Annotated in this window: 17 protein-coding genes; 13 read left to right on the top strand and 4 right to left on the bottom strand. The window is 73.1% G+C overall.

Features of this window, described 5'->3' with window-relative positions:
- Positions 1 to 232: 232 nt before the first annotated feature.
- Positions 233 to 1,588 (bottom strand): SWIM zinc finger family protein, encoded by a 1,356-nt coding sequence (locus tag IE318_RS01505; RefSeq protein WP_189895664.1) that lies wholly within the window; start codon positions 1,586 to 1,588, stop codon positions 233 to 235.
- Positions 1,589 to 1,721: 133 nt separating this feature from the next.
- On the opposite strand from IE318_RS01505, the gene IE318_RS01500 reads away from it, so the two are divergent.
- The 6 genes from IE318_RS01500 to sucD all read left to right on the top strand — a co-directional run bounded on the left by IE318_RS01500 (position 1,722) and on the right by sucD (position 10,658).
- A complete protein-coding gene (locus IE318_RS01500; protein WP_189895663.1) occupies positions 1,722 to 2,882 on the top strand; it encodes an ATP-binding protein in 1,161 nt (386 codons plus the stop codon).
- Positions 2,883 to 2,992: 110 nt separating this feature from the next.
- On the top strand, positions 2,993 to 5,566 hold the full coding sequence (locus IE318_RS01495; protein ID WP_373311043.1) for a DUF5682 family protein: 2,574 nt from the start codon (positions 2,993 to 2,995) through the stop codon (positions 5,564 to 5,566).
- Positions 5,563 to 6,753 carry a VWA domain-containing protein gene (locus IE318_RS01490; protein ID WP_189895662.1) on the top strand — a complete coding sequence of 397 codons (1,191 nt, stop codon included), beginning with the start codon at positions 5,563 to 5,565 and terminating at the stop codon, positions 6,751 to 6,753. The genes IE318_RS01495 and IE318_RS01490 overlap by 4 nt, the downstream gene beginning before the upstream one ends.
- Positions 6,754 to 6,980: 227 nt before the next feature.
- Entirely contained in the window at positions 6,981 to 8,009 is a 1,029-nt protein-coding gene (locus IE318_RS01485; RefSeq protein WP_189895661.1) for a hypothetical protein, read from the top strand.
- Positions 8,010 to 8,566: 557 nt separating this feature from the next.
- Positions 8,567 to 9,745 carry an ADP-forming succinate--CoA ligase subunit beta gene (sucC, locus tag IE318_RS01480; RefSeq protein WP_030165386.1) on the top strand — a complete coding sequence of 393 codons (1,179 nt, stop codon included), beginning with the start codon at positions 8,567 to 8,569 and terminating at the stop codon, positions 9,743 to 9,745.
- A 28-nt stretch (positions 9,746 to 9,773) separates the two neighbouring features.
- Positions 9,774 to 10,658 (top strand): succinate--CoA ligase subunit alpha, encoded by an 885-nt coding sequence (gene sucD, locus IE318_RS01475; protein ID WP_030165389.1) that lies wholly within the window; start codon positions 9,774 to 9,776, stop codon positions 10,656 to 10,658.
- Between the two features lie 93 nt (positions 10,659 to 10,751).
- Here sucD and IE318_RS01470 read toward each other — a convergent pair whose 3' ends face one another.
- Positions 10,752 to 11,672: an RNA polymerase sigma factor gene (locus IE318_RS01470; RefSeq protein ID WP_229903272.1), complete on the bottom strand. Its 921-nt coding sequence runs from the start codon at positions 11,670 to 11,672 to the stop codon at positions 10,752 to 10,754.
- Between the two features lie 105 nt (positions 11,673 to 11,777).
- Between IE318_RS01470 and IE318_RS01465 the strand changes: the two genes are divergently transcribed.
- Entirely contained in the window at positions 11,778 to 13,655 is a 1,878-nt protein-coding gene (locus IE318_RS01465) for a cell division protein PerM (RefSeq protein ID WP_373311036.1), read from the top strand.
- Between the two features lie 60 nt (positions 13,656 to 13,715).
- Here IE318_RS01465 and IE318_RS01460 read toward each other — a convergent pair whose 3' ends face one another.
- Positions 13,716 to 14,540 carry a hypothetical protein gene (locus IE318_RS01460; protein WP_189895660.1) on the bottom strand — a complete coding sequence of 275 codons (825 nt, stop codon included), beginning with the start codon at positions 14,538 to 14,540 and terminating at the stop codon, positions 13,716 to 13,718.
- 295 nt (positions 14,541 to 14,835) lie between these two features.
- Here IE318_RS01460 and purN point away from each other — a divergent pair, with 295 nt between their 5' ends.
- Both purN and purH read left to right on the top strand, forming a co-directional pair.
- Positions 14,836 to 15,465, top strand: coding sequence for a phosphoribosylglycinamide formyltransferase (purN, locus tag IE318_RS01455; RefSeq protein ID WP_030165404.1), 630 nt, complete (start codon positions 14,836 to 14,838; stop codon positions 15,463 to 15,465).
- A complete protein-coding gene (purH, locus tag IE318_RS01450) occupies positions 15,462 to 17,024 on the top strand; it encodes a bifunctional phosphoribosylaminoimidazolecarboxamide formyltransferase/IMP cyclohydrolase (protein ID WP_189895659.1) in 1,563 nt (520 codons plus the stop codon). The genes purN and purH overlap by 4 nt, the downstream gene beginning before the upstream one ends.
- 145 nt (positions 17,025 to 17,169) lie before the next feature.
- Here the strand turns inward: purH and IE318_RS01445 are convergent, their stop codons facing one another.
- Positions 17,170 to 17,733 (bottom strand): hypothetical protein, encoded by a 564-nt coding sequence (locus tag IE318_RS01445; protein ID WP_189895658.1) that lies wholly within the window; start codon positions 17,731 to 17,733, stop codon positions 17,170 to 17,172.
- 288 nt (positions 17,734 to 18,021) lie between these two features.
- Between IE318_RS01445 and IE318_RS01440 the strand changes: the two genes are divergently transcribed.
- The 4 genes from IE318_RS01440 (at position 18,022) to IE318_RS01425 (ending at position 21,429) form a co-directional block, all read left to right on the top strand.
- The gene (locus tag IE318_RS01440; RefSeq protein WP_030165413.1) at positions 18,022 to 18,876 is read left to right on the top strand and encodes a bifunctional methylenetetrahydrofolate dehydrogenase/methenyltetrahydrofolate cyclohydrolase; all 855 of its coding nucleotides are present in this window, start codon (positions 18,022 to 18,024) and stop codon (positions 18,874 to 18,876) included.
- 49 nt (positions 18,877 to 18,925) lie between these two features.
- Positions 18,926 to 19,417: a DUF3017 domain-containing protein gene (locus IE318_RS01435; protein WP_189895657.1), complete on the top strand. Its 492-nt coding sequence runs from the start codon at positions 18,926 to 18,928 to the stop codon at positions 19,415 to 19,417.
- Between the two features lie 274 nt (positions 19,418 to 19,691).
- Positions 19,692 to 20,216, top strand: coding sequence for a helix-turn-helix domain-containing protein (locus tag IE318_RS01430; RefSeq protein ID WP_189895656.1), 525 nt, complete (start codon positions 19,692 to 19,694; stop codon positions 20,214 to 20,216).
- Positions 20,217 to 20,298: 82 nt separating this feature from the next.
- Positions 20,299 to 21,429: a helix-turn-helix domain-containing protein gene (locus tag IE318_RS01425; protein ID WP_189895655.1), complete on the top strand. Its 1,131-nt coding sequence runs from the start codon at positions 20,299 to 20,301 to the stop codon at positions 21,427 to 21,429.
- The last annotated feature ends 315 nt before the right edge of the window (positions 21,430 to 21,744 follow it).

Genomic DNA, 21,744 nt, shown 5'->3' with positions numbered 1-21,744 from the left:
TTGCCGGTGCCGGAGGGTCACCCGGTCCGGGTTTCCCCTGGCGCGGAAGAAATTCGTGAATCGGTGAGAAAGGACGGGTGGGTGGGTGAATCGCGGTGGTGGTCGGTGTGCGCCTTTCGGGTGATGTTTCCCGCTGTGCCGAGGACGCCCCGCCCGCCGCGGTGACGTCACTCCAACGCCGGACAGGAAAAGCCGGTAACAGGCACCGATGTCACGGACGGTGGGCGGCCGGTCAGCAGAGTGCGACCGCCGGTCCCTCGGTTCGCGGCCACGCCGTCAGGGGAGTGAACCCGCGGTGTCCGCATTCGCCGAAAACCGTGAGGGGCGCCCCGCCCGACAGCGCGACCAGCCGCCACAGCCCCGGCCTGCCGAGGGCCGGCGGAGTCAGGGGCAGCGCGGAGTCGGACACGGCGTCGGCCAGCTGCCAGGTGTCGCCGTCCGGCACCGGTATCACCTCCTCCAGCGTCACCGGCACCGACTCCAGCCACGGGTCGTCCCGCAGCGCCTCCCCGTAGCGCGCGGCCGCCTGCGCCGTCGTCACACCGGGCGGGCGTATCCGCGTGGGCTCCGGCGCGGCGAACCGCTCGCCCAGGGCCGCGCGCAGCTGCCCGGCACCCGGATACGCGGCCACCTCCGCGTCCAGGGCCAGCCCCACCGGCAGCGCCAGCTCCGGGGCGCGCCCGGCGGCTCCGTAGGACAGCAGCAGGACCGTACGGCCGGAGTCGGCGCCGTGCAGCCAGATCCTGCGCGTGGTGAGCTTCGCGTCCGCGGTGTCGTACTGGGCCAGGACCAGCCAGCGGTCCCGCACCGGGGGGCCGTCCGCGGAGCCGGGCAGGCCGACGCGGGAGCGGACCGTCGCCGCCAGCGACTCAGGCAGCCGCTCGCGGCGCAGCCAGCCCTGGTCCAGAAGGTGCAGCAGCGCGCACTCCTCCAGCAGCCGCACCGGCCAGCCCGGACCGGACGACGGGATGGCCCCCAGCTCCCGCACCCGGGCCGCCAGTCCGGGGGCCTGCGCGTCGACCATGCGGGCCGCCGTCTCCTCCCACAGCCCGTACCCCGCCTGCTCGGCCGCGGCCAGACCGCCGCGCAGCAGATCCGCCAGGCGCTGCTCCAGCTCCGTCGCACCCGCCGTGATCCGCTCGGCCCGGCGCTCCGCCCGGCGCCGCGCCGCCTCCGGATCGGCCGCGCCCGAGCCGGCACCGGACGCCCCGGCCGCCCGCGTCTCCGCGGCCCTCCGTCTTCTGCCCGCCGTCCACTGCTCCGCCCAGTCCGGCACGCTCCCGGGCGGCACCGCATCTTCCCCTGCCGCCCACAGCAACAGCAGGCCGAGCGCGTGCTTGCACGGGAACTTGCGGCTCGGACAACTGCACTTGTACGCCGGCCCCGCCGCGTCGGCGATGTCGACGACCGTCTGATACGGCCTGCTGCCGCTGCCCTTGCACAGCCCCCACACCGTCCCCTCGTCCGAACTCCCCGCCTGCGACCACGGCCCGGCGACGCCGAGTTTGCTTCCCGCTTTGCGTGACGCGTCGTCAGGCGCCAGTGCCAGCACCTGGTCCGCGCCCCAGCGCACCCCCTGCTGAGTCATGCCTTCGACGGTAGATCCCCCCACTGACAATCGGTCCGGCGAGGGCGTTTGCGCAGGTCGGCACGGATTGTCAGTGGCGTGGTGCACGGTTGGTGACAGATCCGAACCGGCCGAGCTGGAGGGGGCCTCAGCCATGTCTGTGTCCGTGGAACCGACGTCCGTCGCACCGAGCCAGAACCACTCCGCGCCCGCGAACGCGGCCGGCGCGGAGGGTGCGGAAGCGCTGCGGCCGCACGCCGAGGACGCCTTCGCCGCCGAACTGGCCGCGCTGGCCGCGCAGGACGACCGCCCGCGCCCGGCCCGCTGGAAGCTGTCGCCGTGGGCGGTGGCGACCTACCTGCTCGGCGGCACCCTGCCGGACGGCACGGTGATCACACCGAAGTACGTCGGCCCGCGCCGCATCGTCGAGGTCGCCGTCACCACCCTCGCCACCGACCGCGCCCTGCTCCTGCTCGGCGTGCCCGGCACGGCCAAGACCTGGGTGTCCGAGCATCTGGCCGCCGCGGTCAGCGGCGACTCGACCCTGCTCGTGCAGGGCACGGCGGGCACACCGGAGGAGGCGATCCGCTACGGGTGGAACTACGCGCAGCTGCTGGCGCACGGCCCGAGCCGCGACGCCCTCGTGCCCGGCCCGGTCATGCGGGCCATGGCCCAGGGCATGACCGCCCGCGTCGAGGAGCTGACCCGGATCCCGGCCGACGTGCAGGACACGCTGATCACGATCCTCTCGGAGAAGACCCTGCCGATACCGGAGCTGGGCGAGGAGGTGCAGGCGGTCCGCGGTTTCAACCTGATCGCCACGGCCAACGACCGCGACCGCGGCGTCAACGACCTGTCCAGCGCCCTGCGCCGACGGTTCAACACGGTGGTGCTGCCGCTGCCGGAGACCCCGGAGGCCGAGGTCGACATCGTCTCCCGCCGCGTCGACCAGATCGGCCGCTCCCTGGACCTGCCGGCCGTGCCGGACGGCATCGACGAGATCCGCCGCGTGGTGACCGTCTTCCGCGAGCTGCGCGACGGCGTCACCACCGACGGCCGTACGAAGCTGAAATCGCCCAGCGGCACGCTGTCGACGGCCGAGGCGATCTCGGTGGTCACCGGCGGCCTGGCGCTGGCGGCGCACTTCGGCGACGGTGTGCTGCGCGCGGGCGACGTGGCCGCCGGCATCCTCGGCGCCGTCGTCCGCGACCCGGCGGCCGACCGCGTGATCTGGCAGGAGTACCTGGAGACGGTGGTCCGCGAGCGCGACGGCTGGAAGGACTTCTACCGGGCCTGCCGGGAGGTGAGCGCGTGAGCGGCATGAGCATCAGCGTGAGCCCGGGCGGGGCGGGGCGGCTGACGGGCGGCGCCGCGCGGGGCCGCTCCGACGACGAGCCAGCTGGACGGGCGGGCGAGCCGGACGGCATGGGCCGTACGGAAGGAGCCGACGGGGCGGACGGCAGGAACGAGGGGGACGGTGTGACAGGGGTTGACGGGGCACTGGGCCGCCGGGCCGCCGCGCAGCCGCTGCTGCTCGGTGTGCGGCATCACGGGCCGGGATCCGCGCGGGCGGTGCGGGCCGCGCTGGAGGCCGCGCGGCCGAAGGTGGTGCTGATCGAGGGCCCGCCGGAGGCGGACGCGCTGATCCCGCTCGCCGCCGAGGAGGGCATGCGGCCCCCGGTCGCCCTTCTCGCCCATGCCGTGGACGAGCCGGGCCGTTCCGCGTTCTGGCCGCTGGCCGAGTTCTCCCCGGAGTGGGTCGCCCTCCGCTGGGCGCTGGAACACGGCGTTCCGACCCGCTTCATGGACCTCCCGGCCACGCACACGCTGGCGTGGGGGAGGGACGACGCCGGCACCGACCCGGATGCCGAGAAGGCCGAGACCTCCGGGGACGGCCGGGGCTCCGCGGGGGAGGGGACCGCGGAGCACCCGGCGGGAGCCGGATCGGACGGGGCCGGGTCGGACGGGGCCGGATCGGACGGAACCGGATCGCCGGAGGCCGACGTGCGCGTCGACCCGCTCGCCGTGCTCGCCGAGGCCGCCGGATACGACGACCCCGAGCGCTGGTGGGAGGACGTCGTCGAGCACCGCGGCCCGGGGCAGGGCGACGCGTTCGCCCCGTTCGCGGCGCTGGAGGAGGCCATGGGGGCGCTCCGGGAGACGTACGGAAGCGGGGGTGGCGGCGACCGGGACCTCGTGCGGGAGGCCCATATGCGGCTCCAGGTGCGAGCCGCGCAGCGGGAGTTCGGGGACGGGGTGGCCGTGGTGTGCGGGGCGTGGCACGTGCCCGCGCTGCGGCGCAAGGCCGCCGTCGCCGCCGACCGGGCGCTGCTGAAGGGACTGCCCAAGGTCAAGGCGGACATGACATGGGTGCCGTGGACGCACCGCCGGCTGTCCCGGTTCAGCGGCTACGGCGCGGGCATCGACGCGCCGGGCTGGTACGCCCACCTGTTCGGCGTGTCGGACCGGCCCGTCGAGCGATGGCTGACCAAGGTGGCCGGGCTGCTCCGCGAGGAGGACCGGATCGTGTCATCCGCGCACGTCATCGAGGCGGTGCGGCTGGCGGAGACCCTCGCCGCGATGCGCGGCCGTCCGCTGCCCGGACTGAGCGAGACGACCGACGCCGTACGGGCGGTCATGTGCGACGGCTCCGACGTGCCACTGGCACTGGTGTGCGACCGGCTCGTGGTCGGGGACGTGCTGGGCGAGGTGCCCGAGTCGGCGCCGGCGGTCCCGTTGCAGCGCGACCTCGCCCGCCTCCAGCGGCGCCTGCGGCTCAAGCCCGAGGCCCTGGAGCGGGAGCTGGAGCTCGACCTGCGCAAGGAGACCGACGCGGGGCGGAGCAGGCTGCTGCACCGGCTGGGGCTGCTGGGCGTCGGCTGGGGCGAGCCGACGGACTCGCGGGGCAGCACGGGCACGTTCCGGGAGACCTGGCGGCTGCGCTGGGAGCCGGAGCTGTCGGTGCGGGTCGCCGAGGCCGGGGTGTGGGGGACCACCGTGCTCTCCGCGGCGACCGCCAAGGCCGAGGCGGACGCCGTCGGCGCGCAGGCCCTCGCGGACGTGACCGCTCTCGCCGAGCGCTGCCTGCTCGCCGAACTCACCGACGCGCTGCCCGTGGTGATGCGGGTGCTCGCCGAGCGTGCGGCGCTGGACGCGGACGTCGGACACCTCGCCCAGGCGCTCCCGGCCCTGGTCCGCTCCCTGCGCTACGGCGACGTGCGCGGCACGGACACCGGGGCGCTGGCCGAGGTCGCCGCGGGCCTGGCCGAACGCGTCTTCGTCGGCCTTCCCCCGGCCTGCTCGGCCCTGGACGCGGACGGGGCCGAGGAGATGCGGCGCCATGTGGACGCGGTGCACACGGCCGTGGGCCTGCTGGGCGACACCCTCACGGCCGGTCACGCGGACCTGCGCCTCCGCTGGCACGGTGTGCTGCGGGTGCTGTCGGGGCGCGACACCGTTCCCGGAGTCATCCGGGGGCGCGCGGTGCGGCTCCTGCTCGACGACGGGGAGGTCGAGCAGGAGCAGGCGGCACGGCTCATGGGGCTCGCGCTGTCACCGGGCACCCCACCACCGGACGCGGCCGCCTGGATCGAGGGCTTCGTCGGCGGCGGAGGCGGAATGCTGCTCGTGCACGACGAGCGGCTGCTCGCACTGGTAGACGCCTGGCTGACCGGGGTGCCGGCGGCGGCGTTCACCGATGTGCTGCCGCTGTTGCGCCGCACCTTCTCCGCGTACGAGCCGGGAGTACGCAGAACACTCGGTGAGCTGGTCCGGCGCGGGCCGGGACGGGGCGGCGGCATCACCGGGGCCACGGCGGCCGGTGTGCCCGGCTTCGCCGCGGACCTCGACCAGGAACGGGCGGACGCCGTACTCCCGGTGCTGCGGCTGCTGCTGGGCTCGGACGACGTACAAGACGTGGATGACGTACAAGACGTACAGGCAGCCGGGACGGCGGCGCAGGGGGCCCTCGGCGAGGAGCTCGCGGGGGTGGCGCGATGACGACGGCGGAGGGCTACGACGCGGGCGTGGCGGACCCGGCGCAGGAGCGGCTGCGGCGCTGGCGGCTCGTGCTCGGCGGCGACGCGGCCGACGGCACCGGATGCGCGCTGTCCGGCAGGGACGCGGCGATGGACGGGGCGCTCGCCGCGCTCTACGGCAAGGGCGACAAGCCGCAGTCGGGCCGGACTGCCCGGGACCGTTCGGCGGGGCTGGGGGCGTCGGCGCCCTCGGTGGCGCGCTGGCTGGGGGACGTACGGACCTACTTCCCGTCCTCCGTCGTGCAGGTCATGCAGCGGGACGCCATCGACCGGCTCGGCCTGGCGACGCTGCTGCTGGAGCCGGAGATGCTGGAGGCGGTGGAGGCGGACGTACACCTCGTCGGCACCCTCCTCTCGCTCAACAAGGCGATGCCGGAGACGACGAAGGAGACGGCGCGCGCGGTGGTGCGCAAGGTCGTCGAGGACCTCGAGAAGCGGCTCGCCACCCGGACCAGGGCCACGCTCACCGGCGCCCTCGACCGCAGCGCGCGCGTCAACCGGCCCCGCCACCACGACATCGACTGGCACCGCACGATCGCGGCCAACCTCAAGCACTACCTGCCCGAGTACCGGACGGTCGTGCCCGACCGGCTCATCGGCTACGGGCGGGCGTCGCAGTCCGTGAAGAAGGAGGTGATCCTCTGCATCGACCAGTCCGGGTCCATGGCGGCCTCCGTCGTGTACGCGTCCGTGTTCGGGGCGGTGCTGGCGTCCATGCGGTCGATCAGCACGCGGCTGGTCGTGTTCGACACGGCGGTCGTCGACCTCACCGACCAGCTCGACGACCCGGTCGACGTGCTCTTCGGCACCCAGCTCGGCGGCGGCACGGACATCAACCGGGCGCTGGCGTACTGCCAGTCGCAGATCACCCGGCCCGCGGAGACGGTGGTGGTGCTGATCAGCGACCTGTACGAGGGAGGCATACGCAACGAGATGCTGAAACGGGTCGCGGCGATGAAGGCGTCGGGAGTGCAGTTCGTGACGCTGCTCGCGCTCTCCGACGAGGGGGCGCCCGCCTACGACCGGGAGCACGCGGCAGCGCTCGCGGCGCTCGGCGCACCGGCGTTCGCCTGCACACCCGACCTGTTCCCCGAGGTGATGGCGGCGGCGATCGAGAAGCGCCCGCTGCCGATACCCGACACCGCATGAGGAACGGCGCCGCACGGAGGACCGCCCATGGGAGGACCGCTCAACGGACGACCGCCCAACGGAGGGAGACTGACGCGACGGTGACGACTTGTCGACCGCTTCCGGCCGGCAAAACGGACATGCCTACCCATCGGTAACAGCGGGCTTGCGCGACCGCTGGACTCCCGTGCGAGGATCGATGCCTCGTTCGGCGGTGTGTCGCCCGCTTGGGAAGGAACCGTCCCCTCTTGACCGTGCCAGCAGCCCTGACCGCTGCCGTCCTGCGCGTGATGCGCACGGCGGCCGGGCGGCGTGCGCTGCAACTGGTCCTGTTGGTGGGGGCCTTGTTCGCCCTGGGATTCCTCTGCGGGGAGCGGGCGCATGCCGCGGAGGGCGGGCCGAGGGTGCCCTTGCCCGACGCGGTCCTGAACGCGGCCACCGGACGCGACGCGGCCACTGACCGCCCGGATCACGGCCAGGAGGCCCTGCCGGCCCTCCCGGTGCAGGTCCGCGTCGTCCGTCCGGCGACCGAGCCGGCGGTGGCCACGGCGAAGGCGAAGGCGAAGGCTCCTAGGGCGGTGTCCCTACCGGCTCTCCCGGACCTCCCCGGCCTGCCGGCTCTCCCGGACCTGCCCGGCCTGCCCGACACACCCGTGACCGGCCCGTCCGGGCTCGGGGACGCGGGAAGCGTGCTGCCGCTCCCCGCGCTGCCCACGTCCATCGCGCTGCCCACGTCCATCGCACTGCCCTCGCCCATCGCGCTGCCCACGCCAGTCGCGCTGCCCGCACCTGTCACGCTGCCCGCGCCCGTTGCCCCCACGGCCTCCGAGTCCCGGCCCCAGCCCCTTCCGCAGCATCCGCCCGGTGCCGTCGTCGCGGCGCCCGCCGGGCACCGTGTCGACGGAGACCGCGCCGACGGACACCCCCGTGCGGCCGAGCGCGTCGCCGGGCCGACCGCGGTGATCACCTTCGGGCCGCGGTCGGCACACCCGCTGCACCTGTCCTCCGGGCAGCCCGCGACGCACGGCACCTCGCGCGCCGCGCTCCACCCCTCCGTGACCCCGCAGGCCCCCGCCCAGCAGGCGCCCGGTGGCGACCCGGACGGGGTCGTGGGCACGCGGTCGACGGCCGACTCCGGCGAGCCGGTCCACGGTGACCTGTACGCCGTCACCTCCGGCGGCCGGGCCCCGCTGCCCCGGGAGCGGAGCACCGTCACCTCCCTCGCGGCGGCCGGAACCCGGGACGTGCGCGAGGACGTCCCCGTATACCCCGGCTAGGCGAATCCGGGCATCCGGGCCCCTCCCCTTCCGTCAGCCTTCCTGGCAGCCTCCCGGCAGCCCTTCCGGGCAGCTCTGCTCGGCAGCCCTGCCCGGAGGACTTCCCCGGCAGGCAGGGGACGGGACCCGGCCCCTTCCCGCAGACCCTCGACTCCGCGGACCCGGGGGACCCGGATGGCCGAAAACCGTCGGTTCGTCCGGCAGCCCCTTGGAACTCCGCGGAAGGGCCGCTGGTCCCCATTGGGGTGGGGATCATCCGCCCTGAGCCCTTCGGGGCTGTTGAAGGGACCTCACCGGGTCAACCCCAGCCCGGTGAGGTCCCGCACCTCCGGCACGCGGTGCCAGAGAGCGCGGCATCATGTGACAGGTATCACCGCTCACGTGTGACCCCTGATTTAGGGCCCGTCCGCGAGCGGAGATAACCTGCGAGATGGACATGCCGCGCGCTCGGACACCGTGTGCGCCTCCCTTGTGACACAGAGCGGACGTCACGTTGCCCTTCGCGGCACGCCCACGCATCCAACGAACCGCGAGATCACTGATAGGGACGGAAGCGCGTGGACCTGTTCGAGTACCAGGCGAGGGACCTCTTCGCCAAGCACGGTGTACCGGTGCTGGCCGGTGAAGTCATCGACACGCCTGAGGCGGCGCGCGAGATCACCGAGCGGCTGGGCGGCAAGTCGGTCGTCAAGGCTCAGGTGAAGGTCGGTGGTCGAGGCAAGGCCGGTGGCGTGAAGCTCGCCGCCACCCCGGACGAGGCCGTCGCCCGCGCGACGGACATCCTCGGCATGGACATCAAGGGCCACACGGTCCACAAGGTCATGATCGCCGAGACGGCTCCGGAGATCGTCGAGGAGTACTACGTCTCCTTCCTCCTCGACCGTGCCAACCGGACCTTCCTCTCCATCGCCTCCGTCGAGGGCGGCATGGAGATCGAGGAGGTGGCCGCCACCCGTCCCGAGGCCGTCGCCAAGATCGCGATCGACGCCATCGACGGTGTGGACGAGGCCAAGGCCCGCGAGATCGTCGAGGCCGCCAAGTTCCCGGCCGAGGTCGCCGACAAGGTCGTGAACGTCCTGATCACGCTGTGGGACACCTTCATCAAGGAGGACGCCCTCCTGGTCGAGGTGAACCCGCTCGCCAAGGTGGCCTCCGGTGAGGTCATCGCCCTCGACGGCAAGGTGTCCCTCGACGACAACGCCGAGTTCCGTCACCCCGACTTCGAGGAGCTCCACGACAAGGCTGCCGCCAACCCGCTCGAGGCGGCCGCCAAGGAGAAGGGCCTCAACTACGTCAAGCTCGACGGCGAGGTCGGCATCATCGGCAACGGCGCGGGTCTGGTCATGTCGACCCTGGACGTCGTCGCGTACGCCGGTGAGCAGCACGGCGGCGTCAAGCCCGCCAACTTCCTGGACATCGGCGGTGGCGCCTCCGCCCAGGTCATGGCGAACGGCCTCGAGATCATCCTGGGCGACCCGGACGTCAAGTCCGTCTTCGTCAACGTCTTCGGCGGCATCACCGCCTGCGACGAGGTCGCCAACGGCATCGTTCAGGCCCTGAAGCTCCTGGAGGGTCGCGGCGAGCAGGTCACCAAGCCGCTCGTCGTCCGCCTCGACGGCAACAACGCCGAGCTGGGCCGGAAGATCCTCACCGACGCCAACCACCCGCTGGTCCAGCGCGTCGACACCATGGACGGCGCGGCCGACAAGGCCGCCGAGCTGGCCGCCGCCAAGTAAGCACCGAGGACGAGGACATCAAGACACCATGGCTATCTGGCTCAACAAGGACAGCAAGGTCATCGTCCAGGGCATGACCGGCGCCACCGGCATGAAGCACACCAAGCTCATGCTCGGTGACGGCACCAACGTCGTGGGCGGCGTGAACCCGCGCAAGGCGGGTCAGACCGTGGACTTCGACGGCACCGAGGTACCCGTCTTCGGCACCGTCAAGGAGGCCATCGAGAAGACCGGCGCCGACGTCTCCGTCATCTTCGTGCCGGAGAAGTTCACCAAGGACGCGGTCGTCGAGGCCATCGACGCCGAGATCCCGCTGGCCGTCGTGATCACCGAGGGCATCGCCGTGCACGACTCGGCCGCCTTCTGGGCGTACGCCGGCAAGAAGGGCAACAAGACCCGCATCATCGGCCCGAACTGCCCCGGCATCATCACCCCGGGCCAGTCCAACGTCGGCATCATCCCGGGCGACATCACCAAGCCGGGCCGCATCGGCCTGGTGTCGAAGTCCGGCACGCTGACGTACCAGATGATGTACGAGCTGCGTGACATCGGCTTCTCCACGGCCGTCGGCATCGGCGGTGACCCGATCATCGGCACCACCCACATCGACGCCCTCGCCGCCTTCCAGGCCGACCCCGACACCGACCTGATCGTCATGATCGGCGAGATCGGCGGCGACGCCGAGGAGCGGGCCGCGGCCTTCATCAAGGAGAACGTGACCAAGCCGGTCGTCGGCTACGTCGCGGGCTTCACCGCGCCCGAGGGCAAGACCATGGGCCACGCCGGCGCCATCGTCTCCGGCTCCTCCGGCACCGCCCAGGCGAAGAAGGAGGCCCTCGAGGCCGCCGGCGTCAAGGTCGGCAAGACCCCGACCGAGACGGCCAAGCTCGCCCGCGAGATCCTCGCCGGCTGAGCAGGCTTCGGTCTCCTGACGGAACATCGGTGGGCCCGTCCCCTTCGCGGGGGGCGGGCCCACCGCCATGTCCGGCCGGAGCCCCCACTCTCGCTACCGCGCCTCCGGTTCCAGTCGTGCCGGCCCTCCCGCCGCCTCCTTGCGCAGCTTGGTGCTCAGCTTCAGCTCCTGCTGCGACAAGGGGCCGAGCATGCCCTGCGCGGGAAGTTCCTGGACCGGACGGCCGGGGGACACCGGCGCCAGATAGTGGGTGGGGGCCGTCCGCAGCGTGAGGGCCGTCGCGCCGACGATGATGACGGTGAGCGCGATGGCGGACCGGGCCCAGAAACGGGAGGTGCGCTCCCCGGCGGCCCGCAGGGCCACCGGCCCGGCTATCGGCGGTCCGGCGGTCGGACGATTGACGGACGGGGAGGACGAGGCCGACGCGGAGGGGGCCAAGGCCGACGGCGAGGGTGACGAGGGCGGCGACCCGGCCGCCGCGAGGTGTCCGGCCGAGGCCAGCCGGACCAGGCGCCGGTGCAGTTCCGCCGGGTCGGCCAGTTCCGGCAGGCGTGCGGCGACGGCCTCCCGGGCGTGCAGCAGCCGGTTCGCCGCCGCCGGGGTGCTGGCCTCCGTCTCCGCCGCCGTCTCCGGCAGGTCGAGGCCGACCCCGTCGTAGAGCACCAGTGTGCGGCGGTACGACGGCGGAAGCCGCAGGAGCGCCCGCTGGAACGCGCGATCGACGGGATCGGGCGGCGGGTCGGGGAGGCGCCTGCGGGGTATGAAGCGGTGCCAGGGCGAGAGGGCGCACTCGTACGTCGTGGCCCGGATCCAGCCCGCCGGGTCCCGGTCGTGGGCCACTTCGGGCCAGCGCTGCCAGGCGAGTTGGAAGGCGCGCTCCACGGCGGCACGTGCCCGCTCGCGGCGGCCGGTGAGCAGGTAGGCCTGGCGTATGAGGGCCGGGGCGCAGAAGGCGTAGAGCGAGTCGAAAGCCTGAGCGGGCGTCAGCGCCTGGGCCGCGTGACCGTCCGTCATCGTGCGTCCTTCCGTATGAATAAGCACATGAACATATATTGAGCGACACTTCGGGGGTTCGCCTGTTACGCCGGGAACGCGTGTGACGTTGGGAGCATGGCGGGCGTGATCCAGACGACCCATCGACGTCCGCCCCTGCCGCACCTGCGCACCCGCGTACGGGACCGCTCACCCGGACTCGGCGCCGGCTTCGTGGGCGGTGTGGTCGCGGCGGGCCTCGGGCTCGGCTCGTTCGCCGTGCTCGTCATCGCCCTGTGGATCAGCTCGCCGTACCCCGACAGCGGACCGGGCGGCGCGCTGCACGTCGCCGCCGCGCTGTGGCTGCTGGCGCACGGAGCCGAACTGGTCCGCACCAACACGCTCACCGGGGCGCCCGCACCCCTGGGGGTGACCCCGCTGCTGCTGCTCGCCCTGCCCGCGCTGCTGGTGCACCGCGCGGCGCGCGACGCGACCGACGGCGGCGACGGCGGCCCGCTCGTCCCCCCGCGCACCGCCTGGATGGGCGTCGTCGTCGGCTACCTCGGCGTCGCCGGCGCCGCGACCGTGTACGCGGCGGGCGGCGCGCTGCGCCCCTCCTGGGTGTGGACGGTCATGTGGGTACCGCTGGTCGCCGCGGTGGCGGCGGGCACCGGGGTCTGGGCGGCGTACGGCTGTCCGCGCGCGCCCCTGGAACGGGTGCTGGGCCCGCTGTCGCCCGGCGTACGGCGTCTGCTGCTCGGGCCGGGGCCACGGGCGCGCCTCGGCGCCTCGGCACGGGCGGCGGGGGCCGGGGCGGTGGTGTTCGTCGGGGGCGGCGCGCTCGTCCTCGGGGTGTCGCTGGTGGGGCATTCCGGGGCCGCACAGGGGGCGTTCCTGCGGCTGACGGAGGGCTGGTCGGGACGGTTCGCGGTGCTGCTGCTGTGCCTGGCGCTGCTGCCGAACGCGGTCGTGTGGGCGGTGGCGTACGCCCTCGGGCCCGGCTTCCTGCTCGGCGCCGGCCATGTCGTCGACCCCTTCGCCTCCGATCCGGGACCGATGCTGCCGCCCTTCCCGCTGCTCGCGGCGGTACCGGACGCGGGCCCCGGCACCACCCTGAACTGGGCGGCCGCCGCCGTACCGGTGGCGGCCGGGCTGACCATCGGCTGGTTCGTCGCGGGAAGCGCGGTACGCGACGGACGGGACGCCGACGGGAACGTGACCGGTCCGAAGCGGGCGTGGTCCTGGCGGCGGACCGTCGCCGGAGCGGGTCTGGGCTGCCTGTTGTGCGCGATCGGGCTGGGGTTTTTCGCGGAGTTGGCGGGCGGCACGCTCGGGGACTCCGGGCTCTCCCGGTTCGGGCCGGTGGGATGGCAGGTCGCCGGTGCCGCGCTGCTGTGGACCACGACCGCGGCCGTACCGACGGCGCTGGTGTTACGGGCCTGGCGCTACTGGGGCGGCGGCCGGGCGCCAGCGCCCGACGGAACCGAGCGGCGGATCGGCCGACCCCGGGACGGCGGAGCCCAGGCGACCCGGGTGCCGGACACCGGCGCACACCTGACCCAGGGCTACGACCCCGCCCTGGAGCCGTACGACGTACTGCCCCTCGACCCGCCGGACTCCGAGCCGGCCGCCTGGCAGGACGACGAAGCCGCCCGCCGGGCTCGCTGGGAGGCCCTCAGACAGGCGGCGGCGACACCGACGACACCGGGACCGGACGCCACGGAGCCGACCACACCGGAGGAACAGCCCACCCCCGAACAACCGGCCGCACCCGCAGACCAGTCCGCCCCCGAGGCAGAGACCGAGCCCGACCGGCCGGCCGATCCCGAGAAACCGCCCGCCTCCGAGAAACCGCCCGCCTCCGAGAAACCGACCGGCCCCGATCCACAAAATCCGGCAGAACCGCTGACGGAACCGCCGGCAGAGTCGCTGACAGAACCACTGACGGAACCGCCGGCAGAACCGCCCACCGCCCCACCAGCAGCAGAAGCACCACCGGCACCCGACACCCCCACCCCTCGGTAAGAGCACCGAAGGCAGCAGCCTCGAAGGAAGCGGCGCCGCAGGCAGCAGCGCCGCCTTCGCTCAGCCGCCCACTCCCAGCACCCCCCGCAGCTCCCGCGGCAGATGCTGGTCGCAGGACTGCTTGGCCTGGCTGGTGAGGGCGTCGTTCACGCACGTGTAGTAGTCGCGGTAGGCGAACTGCGCGGCGAAGTTCGTGGCGACCAGGGCGATGGCCAGGGAGGCGGTGACCAGACCGCTGACCGCCGCCGTCGTCTGGGGGCGGCTCTCCGCCACCGGTGCGGCGTTGGGGTCGGGCCTGCGCGGCTTGGTGCGCAGCGCGCTGATGCCCCAGTACAGGGCCAGCGCGCCGAGCAGCAGGGCCACGTACTGCCAGCCGAAGAGGACGAAGAAGAAGGCCCACATGCCGCTGAGCAGCGCGTAGCGCGCGCGGCGCTGGGCGGGGTCCGTGGGGTCCCAGCGCATGCCGGGGCCGCGTCCGCCGCCCGGCCCCTCGGGGCCGCCGCCGGGCCGCTGCGGGCGCTCGCCGAAGCCGCCGGGGGAGCGGCCGGGCTGGCGGTCGCTCCACTGGCTGCCCCAGGGGGTGTACCCGCCGCCCTCGCCGGGGGCGTCTCCCTCGCCGGAGCCCTGTCCCTGGCCGGAGGGGTTCCCGCCGGAGTCGGAGCCCGAAGGGTGCCGAGGCTGCCACGGGCGGTCGGGTGTGCCCTCGGGCGGCGGTGCGAAGGGGTTGCCGTCCTGGCCCGAGCCGCCCCGGCCGTCACCGTTGTTCCCGCCCGAGGGCGCGTCCGGCGGCGAGGCGGGGCGCTCCCGCAGCAGCACGGCGCCGCGCTCCCCTCCCTGCCTGGGCTGCGGGGGGAGCGTGAGGAGTCGCAGACTGCGGTCCGGCATCAAGTGAGCGTCTTCCCCTTGTGACTGTGTGACGTACGGACGTACGCGTGAGTACGGCTGGTCTGACGTGTGAGCTGACGTGGGCTCTGTCTTGGTGAACGCACCATGCCGCCCTCGCGTTCCCGAACCCCGTCCCCCCAGACGCTACCTTCCGGCCACGCCCCCGTCCCATGGGGGCCGTCCGGAGTGCCGGTATCGTTGCTGACGGTCGGCCGGTTCGTAGGCTTCCCCGTATCCGGGGGCCCGAAGCATTCGTACGACCGTACAAAACAGCTCCCCGAGAAAGGGCCCCACCGTGGCCGCCAAGCCCGTGGCCAAGCGCCTCGTCGTGCTGGTCTCCGGATCCGGCACCAATCTGCAGGCGCTCCTCGACGCGATCGACGAGACCGGAGCCGAGGCCTACGGCGCCGAGATCGTCGCCGTGGGCGCCGACCGCGACGACATCGAGGGGCTCGCCCGCGCCGAGCGCGCCGGGGTGCCGACCTTCGTGCGGAAGGTCAAGGACTACGGCACGCGCGAGGAGTGGGACGCGGCGCTCGCCGAGGCCGTCGCCGCCCACGAGCCCGACCTCGTCGTCTCCGCCGGGTTCATGAAGATCGTGGGGAAGGAGTTCCTCGCGCGGTTCGGCGGCCGGTTCGTCAACACGCACCCCGCCCTGCTGCCCAGTTTCCCCGGGGCCCACGGCGTGCGGGACGCGTTGGCGTACGGCGCCAAGGTCACCGGTTGCACCGTCCACTTCGTCGACGACGGCGTCGACACCGGGCCGATCATCGCGCAGGGCGTGGTCGAGGTCCGGGACGAGGACGACGAGAGCGCGCTGCACGAGCGCATCAAGGAAGTCGAGCGAAGGCTGCTCGTCGAGGTCGTGGGGCTTCTCGCCCGCAACGGCTATCGCATCGAGGGACGAAAGGTAGTTATCCAGTGACCGCCGAGAGCAACAAGCGGCCCATCCGGCGCGCGCTCGTCAGCGTCTACGACAAGACCGGTCTGGAGGAGCTCGCGCGCGGGCTGCACGAGGCCGGCGTCGAACTCGTCTCCACCGGCTCCACCGCCGCGCGGATCGCCGCGGCCGGCGTGCCCGTCACCAAGGTCGAGGAGCTGACCGGCTTCCCCGAGTGCCTGGACGGCCGGGTCAAGACCCTGCACCCCAAGGTGCACGCGGGCATCCTCGCCGACCTGCGTCTGGAGGACCACCAGCGGCAGCTGGCCGAGCTGGGCGTCGAGCCGTTCGACCTCGTCGTGGTGAACCTCTACCCGTTCCGTGAGACGGTCGCCTCCGGCGCCTCGCCCGACGAGTGCGTGGAGCAGATCGACATCGGCGGCCCGTCGATGGTCCGTGCCGCCGCCAAGAACCACCCGTCGGTGGCGGTCGTCACCAGCCCCGCGCGGTACGCCGACGTCCTCGCCGCCGCCCAGGCCGGCGGCTTCGACCTGGCCGCCCGCAAGCGGCTGGCCGCCGAGGCCTTCCAGCACACGGCCGCCTACGACGTGGCCGTGGCCTCCTGGTTCGCGTCCTCCTACGCCCCGGCCGACGAGTCGCAGTTCCCCGACTTCCTCGGCGCCACCTACGAGCGCAGGAACACGCTGCGCTACGGCGAGAACCCGCACCAGCCGGCCGCGCTGTACGTCGACGGCAGCGGCGGGCTCGCGGACGCCGAGCAGCTGCACGGCAAGGAGATGTCGTACAACAACTACACGGACACGGACGCCGCCCACCGTGCCGCGTACGACCACGACGAGCCCTGCGTCGCGATCATCAAGCACGCCAACCCCTGCGGCATCGCGGTCGGCGCCGACGTCGCCGAGGCGCACCGCAAGGCGCACGCCTGCGACCCGGTCTCGGCCTACGGCGGTGTCATCGCCGTGAACCGTCCGGTCACCAAGGAGATGGCCGAGCAGGTCGCCGACATCTTCACCGAGGTCATCGTCGCGCCCGACTACGAGGACGGCGCGCTGGAGGTCCTCACCCGGAAGAAGAACATCCGCATCCTGAAGACGCCGAGCGGCCCGTGCAACCGGGTGGAGGCGAAGCAGATCGACGGCGGTGTCCTCCTCCAGGCCACCGACCGCCTTCAGGCCGACGGCGACGACCCCGCCAACTGGACGCTGGCGAGCGGCGAGGCGCTGCCGGCCGACGAGCTGGCCGAGCTGGCGTTCGCGTGGAAGGCCTGCCGGGCGGTGAAGTCCAACGCGATCCTGCTCGCCAAGGACGGCGCCTCGGTCGGCGTCGGCATGGGCCAGGTGAACCGTGTGGACTCCTGCAAGCTGGCCGTCGAGCGGGCGGGCGAGGAGCGGGCGCGCGGTTCCTACGCCGCCTCCGACGCGTTCTTCCCGTTCCCCGACGGTCCGGAGATCCTCATCGCGGCGGGTGTGAAGGCCATCGTCCAGCCGGGTGGCTCCATCCGCGACGAGCAGGTCGTGGAGGCCGCGAAGAAGGCGGGCGTGACGATGTACTTCACGGGCACGCGCCACTTCTTCCACTGAGCGGTCCGATACGCGTGACGGCCTCCGGTCCTCCCTCAGGGGAGGCCGGAGGCCGTCGGCTTTTCGACCCGGTGTCAGCTCCGACAGGTGCTCGGTGTCAGCAGCGTGATCAGTAGCGTGATCAATTGCGCGATCAGCAGCGCGATCAGTAGCGCGGCCGGTTGAACCAGGCCTTGCCCTTGGAACCGCCGACGAAGCAGGCGATCAGGATGGCGAGCACCAGGTGCACGATGCCCACAATGGTGAACGGGTACAGGCCGAGGACCGCGGTGATGATGGCGAAGACCATCAGGGTGATCCGGACGCCGTTGCCGCCCGACTTGAACTTCGTGGCCAGGACGGCCGCGAGCACGCCCCAGACGACCGCGAACACCACGAGCGCCCACAGCCGGCCGGTCGAGTAGTCGGCGATCCGCTGGAAGGCGGCGCTGTCCTTGAGGCTGTCGTCGTCCTTCGCCGCGTTGATCGTGGCCGCGCCGACGGCGAACAGCGCCGCGCCGAGCACCTGGAGGCCGACGATCACCCACATCATCACCCGGGCGGCGCTGACGTTGCCCGGCATCGTCTCCGGCACGCCGACGCCGTACGGCTGCTGCACGGGCGGGGCCTGCGGGTAGCCGTAACCGGGTGCCTGGCCGGGCTGCTGCGGGGCGCCGTAACCCGGCTGCTGCGGGGCGCCATAGGGATTGTTCGGGTCGCCGTAGCTCATGGCGATGTTTCCTCCGTGGATCACGTGCGGGGACGACGCGCGGCACCGCACGGAGGAGAGTTCTACAGAAAGCGGTCCGTCCCCCCGATGAGCTGCCCGCGGCACTGTGGCTCCTCATCGTTCTTGACCAGTTGCTTACTTGTCCAGCCGGATTTCGTAGGTGTTGTGCAAGTGCAACCTCGTGATCACGGAGGCGGAGAGGCCAAGGAGGAGCGACGGCCACCCGGCTGGGCGGGACATGCGCACCCGGATTGGAACCGTGGGGCGGTCATCCGCGAGGATGGTGGCATGACCGCCCAGATTCTCGATGGCAAGGCCACCGCAGCCGCGATCAAGTCCGATCTGACCGCCCGCGTGGCGGCGCTGAAGGAGAAGGGCGTCACGCCCGGCCTCGGCACCATCCTGGTGGGTGACGACCCCGGCAGCCGCAAGTACGTCGCGGGCAAGCACCGCGACTGCGCCGAGGTCGGCATCGCCTCCATCCAGCGCGAGCTGCCGGCCACCGCGACCCAGGAGGAGATCGAGGCGGTCGTCCGGGAGCTCAACGAGGACCCGGCGTGCACCGGCTACATCGTCCAACTGCCCCTGCCCAAGGGCATCGACGAGAACCGCATCCTCGAACTGATGGACCCGGACAAGGACGCCGACGGCCTGCACCCGATGAACCTGGGCCGTCTGGTCCTCAACGAGCCGGCCCCGCTGCCCTGCACCCCCAACGGCGTGCTGACGCTGCTGCGGCGCTACGGCGTGGAGATCAAGGGCGCCGAGGTCGTGGTCGTCGGCCGCGGGGTGACCATCGGCCGTCCGATGCCGCTGCTGCTCACCCGGCGCAGCGAGAACGCCACGGTCACCCAGTGCCACACCGGCACGCGCGACCTGTCCGCCCACCTCAAGCGGGCCGACATCATCGTCGCCGCGGCCGGCGCGGCCCATCTGATCCGGGCCGAGGACGTGAAGCCGGGCGCGGCCGTCCTCGACGTCGGCGTCTCCCGCAACGCCGAGGGCAAGATCGTCGGTGATGTCCACCCGGACGTCGCCGAGGTGGCCGGCTGGCTCTCCCCGAACCCCGGCGGCGTCGGCCCGATGACGCGCGCCCAGCTGCTGGTCAACGTGGTCGAGGCGGCGGAGCGCAGTGTCGGCTGAGGCGAGCGGCGCCCCGCGGGACGCCCGGGACGCACAGGAGGTCCGGGAGATGCCGGACGCAGTGGAGACGCGGGACGCGGGCCGGGACCAGGGACCGGAGCAGGTCCGGGATCCGGGCGGCGCGCCGGACGCCGGGGCCCCGTCGCGGCGGGTCACGCGCCGCTTCCCGCTGCTGACGAAGGACACGGCACGGCCCGAGGGCGGCGGCCGTGCCGCATCGAGCGACGCCCCGGCCCCCGCGCGGCAGTGGCCGCTGCTCGCCGTGCTGGTCCTGGTCGGGCTCGGCCTGCTGGTGACCGCCTTCGACGCGTTCCGGGTCGGGCTGCTGCTGATCGGGGCCGGACTGCTGGGCGGTGCCGTGCTGCGCTGGGTCCTGCCCCGCGTCGGCATGCTCGCCGTCCGCTCCCGTTTCACGGACATCGTCACCTACGGGATCCTGGGCTGCGCGATCGTGCTGCTGGCGCTTGCGGCCCAGCCGAAGCCCTGGGTGGAGATCCCGTTCCTGGACGACGCGCTGCATTTCACGGTCCGCAACAGCTGACGAACGGCTGACGGCGTCCTTACCCCCGTACGGCTACGGTGACGGCGGCCCATCCTCTCCCCCGAGTAAGGACGGACCGCCGTCGGGAACAACACTCCTGCATGGTGAACGGCCTGTTCAACGGCTGTCCGTGCGCTGTGGCACGGAAGTGACCATTCCGCTACGGTGTCCGCGCTCTGCCACAGGGGTGCCCGCGCCCGGCGTGGGAACCGATCCACCCGCCGTCCTCGTCACTCTCCGCGAGGGGCGACGCGAGGATGCCGGGAGGTGTGGGATGGGCGCCTGGCAGCCGCTGCCGGACGATCTGCCGCCGGAAGTACGGCACTTCGTGGAGCAGTTGCGGCTCCTCAAGGACGGGACCGGCCTCAGCCTGGCCGCGCTGGGTGCGCGCACCGCGTACAGCAAGTCCTCCTGGCAGCGCTACCTCAACGCCGGCCAGCCGCCGCCGCGGCATGCGGTCGCCGCCCTGTGCCGGGTCGCGGGCCTGACCGGCGCGGACGCCGAACGGCACACCGTGCGCTGGGAGATGGCGGTCAAGGTCTGGCCCAGACCGGCCGCGGTGCCGGAGACGGGCGCCATGGACGGGGCCGCTCAGCTCCGGGCGAAGACCTGGACCTACGACACCCACGACGCCCGCGAGACCCATGAGGTCTACGAGGAAGTCCCCACCGTGCCCTGGTGGGACCGGCCGGAGGAACGGCCGCGTCCCGGGCCGGGCGGACGCCTCCTGCTGTATGCCGTCGTGCTGCTCGTCGCCCTGGTGCTCACCGCCGTCGTGGGCACTCTTGCCCTGGGGTGACAAACTAGGGATCTGGGGAGAAGTCGCCCAACAGCCGGGCCGGTGCGGGCAATCCGTGCAAGGGGGAAGAGGGGGAGTCGCGATGGCTCGTTGGAAGGCTCTGCCCGATGAACTCGACCCGCAGGTCAAGGAGTTCGCGGGGCAGCTGCGGCGGCTGGTCGACCGCAGCGGTCTGAGCGTCGCCGCGCTCGCCGACCGCACCGGCTACAGCAGGACGTCGTGGGAGCGCTACCTGGGCGGCCGGCTCCTGGCGCCCAAGGGGGCGGTGGTCGCCCTCGCCGAGGTCACCGGCAGCAACCCGGTCCATCTCACCACGATGTGGGAGCTCGCCGAGCGGGCCTGGAGCCGCGCGGAGTTGCGCCACGACAGGACCATGGAGGCCATCCGGATCGCCCAGGCCCGGGCGGTGCTGGGCGAGTCCGGTGCGACGGGGCCCGGAGCGGTGTCCGGCGGGGGCGCGCGAGCCGACGGAGCCCGGAGCACGCCGGGCGCCCGCACGGGCGGCAGCGCCACGGCGGCACCCGGGCTGGCCGCGCCCGGCGTCGCGGGTCCGGCAGGTGTGTCCCCGACGGTGGTGCCGCCGCAGCCGACGGCCTCCGACGCGGACGCGCGGGATGCGCGGGACGCGGCCCCCGTCTCCGACGCCGCCTCCGGTGCCGCGCCGGCCCCGGGATCCGGCCCCCGTCCACCGCAGACCGGTACGCCGAGTCGGTTCGGGGCGCGGGGGCGGCAGCTGACGATGTTCCTCGCGGGCATGGTCGCGGTGCTGGTGGTGATCGGCGCCGTCTTCCACTTCACCGGCGGCGACGACGGGCGCAAGGCCCCGGACGCGAGGAGGTCACCGTCGCCGTCCGTGAGCACAGGCGCCGCCCTGCCGCCCGGAGTGAAGTGCGACGGGGCCGGCTGCACCGGCAAGGACGCCGAGGCCATGGGGTGCAGCGGCGAGCTGGTGACCACGGCCCGCAGCGTCACCGTGGGAACGACCGTCGTCGAGGTGCGCTACAGCAAGACCTGCGGCGCCGCCTGGGGCCGTATCACCCAGGCCGCGCAGGGCGACCAGGTACAGGTGACGGCCGGCACGCGCACGGAGACCGACAAGGTCACCGAACCCGGCGACACGATCGCGTACACACCGATGGTGGCCGTGAAGGACGCCGCCCAGGCGAGGGCGTGCGTGACGCTGGCGTCGGGGCGGACGGGCTGCACGACGTGAACCGGCGGAGAGAAGAAAGGCGGCCGCCCGTCCGGGAGAGGAGAGACTGAGGCGGCCGCCGTGGGGTTGCCGGAAAACCGGACTCCCGTGGGGGGTGAGGTTCGCGTGCCCCGAACGGCGTATCCCATGCGTGCCGCGCGCCACTTCTTCGCGGCATCTTCACCATGCCGTCTGTGGGGTGGGCCACAGGGGGGCGGCAGTCCGGCATGCCGGATGCGCGATAGCCTGACCGTGGATCTCTCTTGACGCCAAGAGATCGATCATCCGTACCCCTGATCGATCATCGCGGCGGGCGTACGGCCACCGACCGGACGC

Origin of the sequence: Streptomyces spiralis, assembly GCF_014654675.1 — a bacterium.
GTDB lineage: Bacteria > Actinomycetota > Actinomycetes > Streptomycetales > Streptomycetaceae > Streptomyces > Streptomyces spiralis.
Note: the sequence above shows the minus strand (reverse complement) of the source record. Positions and strands in the feature narration are given on the sequence as shown.

Excerpts from the sequence above, each read along its gene's own strand:
- IE318_RS01505 (WP_189895664.1), bottom strand. The coding sequence starts at position 1,588 with ATGACTCAGCAGGGGGTGCGCTGGGGCGCGGACCAGGTGCTGGCACTG.
- IE318_RS01500 (WP_189895663.1), top strand. The coding sequence starts at position 1,722 with ATGTCTGTGTCCGTGGAACCGACGTCCGTCGCACCGAGCCAGAACCAC.
- IE318_RS01495 (WP_373311043.1), top strand. The coding sequence starts at position 2,993 with ATGGGCCGTACGGAAGGAGCCGACGGGGCGGACGGCAGGAACGAGGGG.
- IE318_RS01490 (WP_189895662.1), top strand. The coding sequence starts at position 5,563 with ATGACGACGGCGGAGGGCTACGACGCGGGCGTGGCGGACCCGGCGCAG.
- sucD (WP_030165389.1), top strand. The coding sequence starts at position 9,774 with ATGGCTATCTGGCTCAACAAGGACAGCAAGGTCATCGTCCAGGGCATG.
- IE318_RS01470 (WP_229903272.1), bottom strand. The coding sequence starts at position 11,672 with ATGACGGACGGTCACGCGGCCCAGGCGCTGACGCCCGCTCAGGCTTTC.
- IE318_RS01460 (WP_189895660.1), bottom strand. The coding sequence starts at position 14,540 with ATGCCGGACCGCAGTCTGCGACTCCTCACGCTCCCCCCGCAGCCCAGG.
- IE318_RS01445 (WP_189895658.1), bottom strand. The coding sequence starts at position 17,733 with ATGAGCTACGGCGACCCGAACAATCCCTATGGCGCCCCGCAGCAGCCG.
- IE318_RS01440 (WP_030165413.1), top strand. The coding sequence starts at position 18,022 with ATGACCGCCCAGATTCTCGATGGCAAGGCCACCGCAGCCGCGATCAAG.
- IE318_RS01435 (WP_189895657.1), top strand. The coding sequence starts at position 18,926 with ATGCCGGACGCAGTGGAGACGCGGGACGCGGGCCGGGACCAGGGACCG.
- IE318_RS01430 (WP_189895656.1), top strand. The coding sequence starts at position 19,692 with ATGGGCGCCTGGCAGCCGCTGCCGGACGATCTGCCGCCGGAAGTACGG.
- IE318_RS01425 (WP_189895655.1), top strand. The coding sequence starts at position 20,299 with ATGGCTCGTTGGAAGGCTCTGCCCGATGAACTCGACCCGCAGGTCAAG.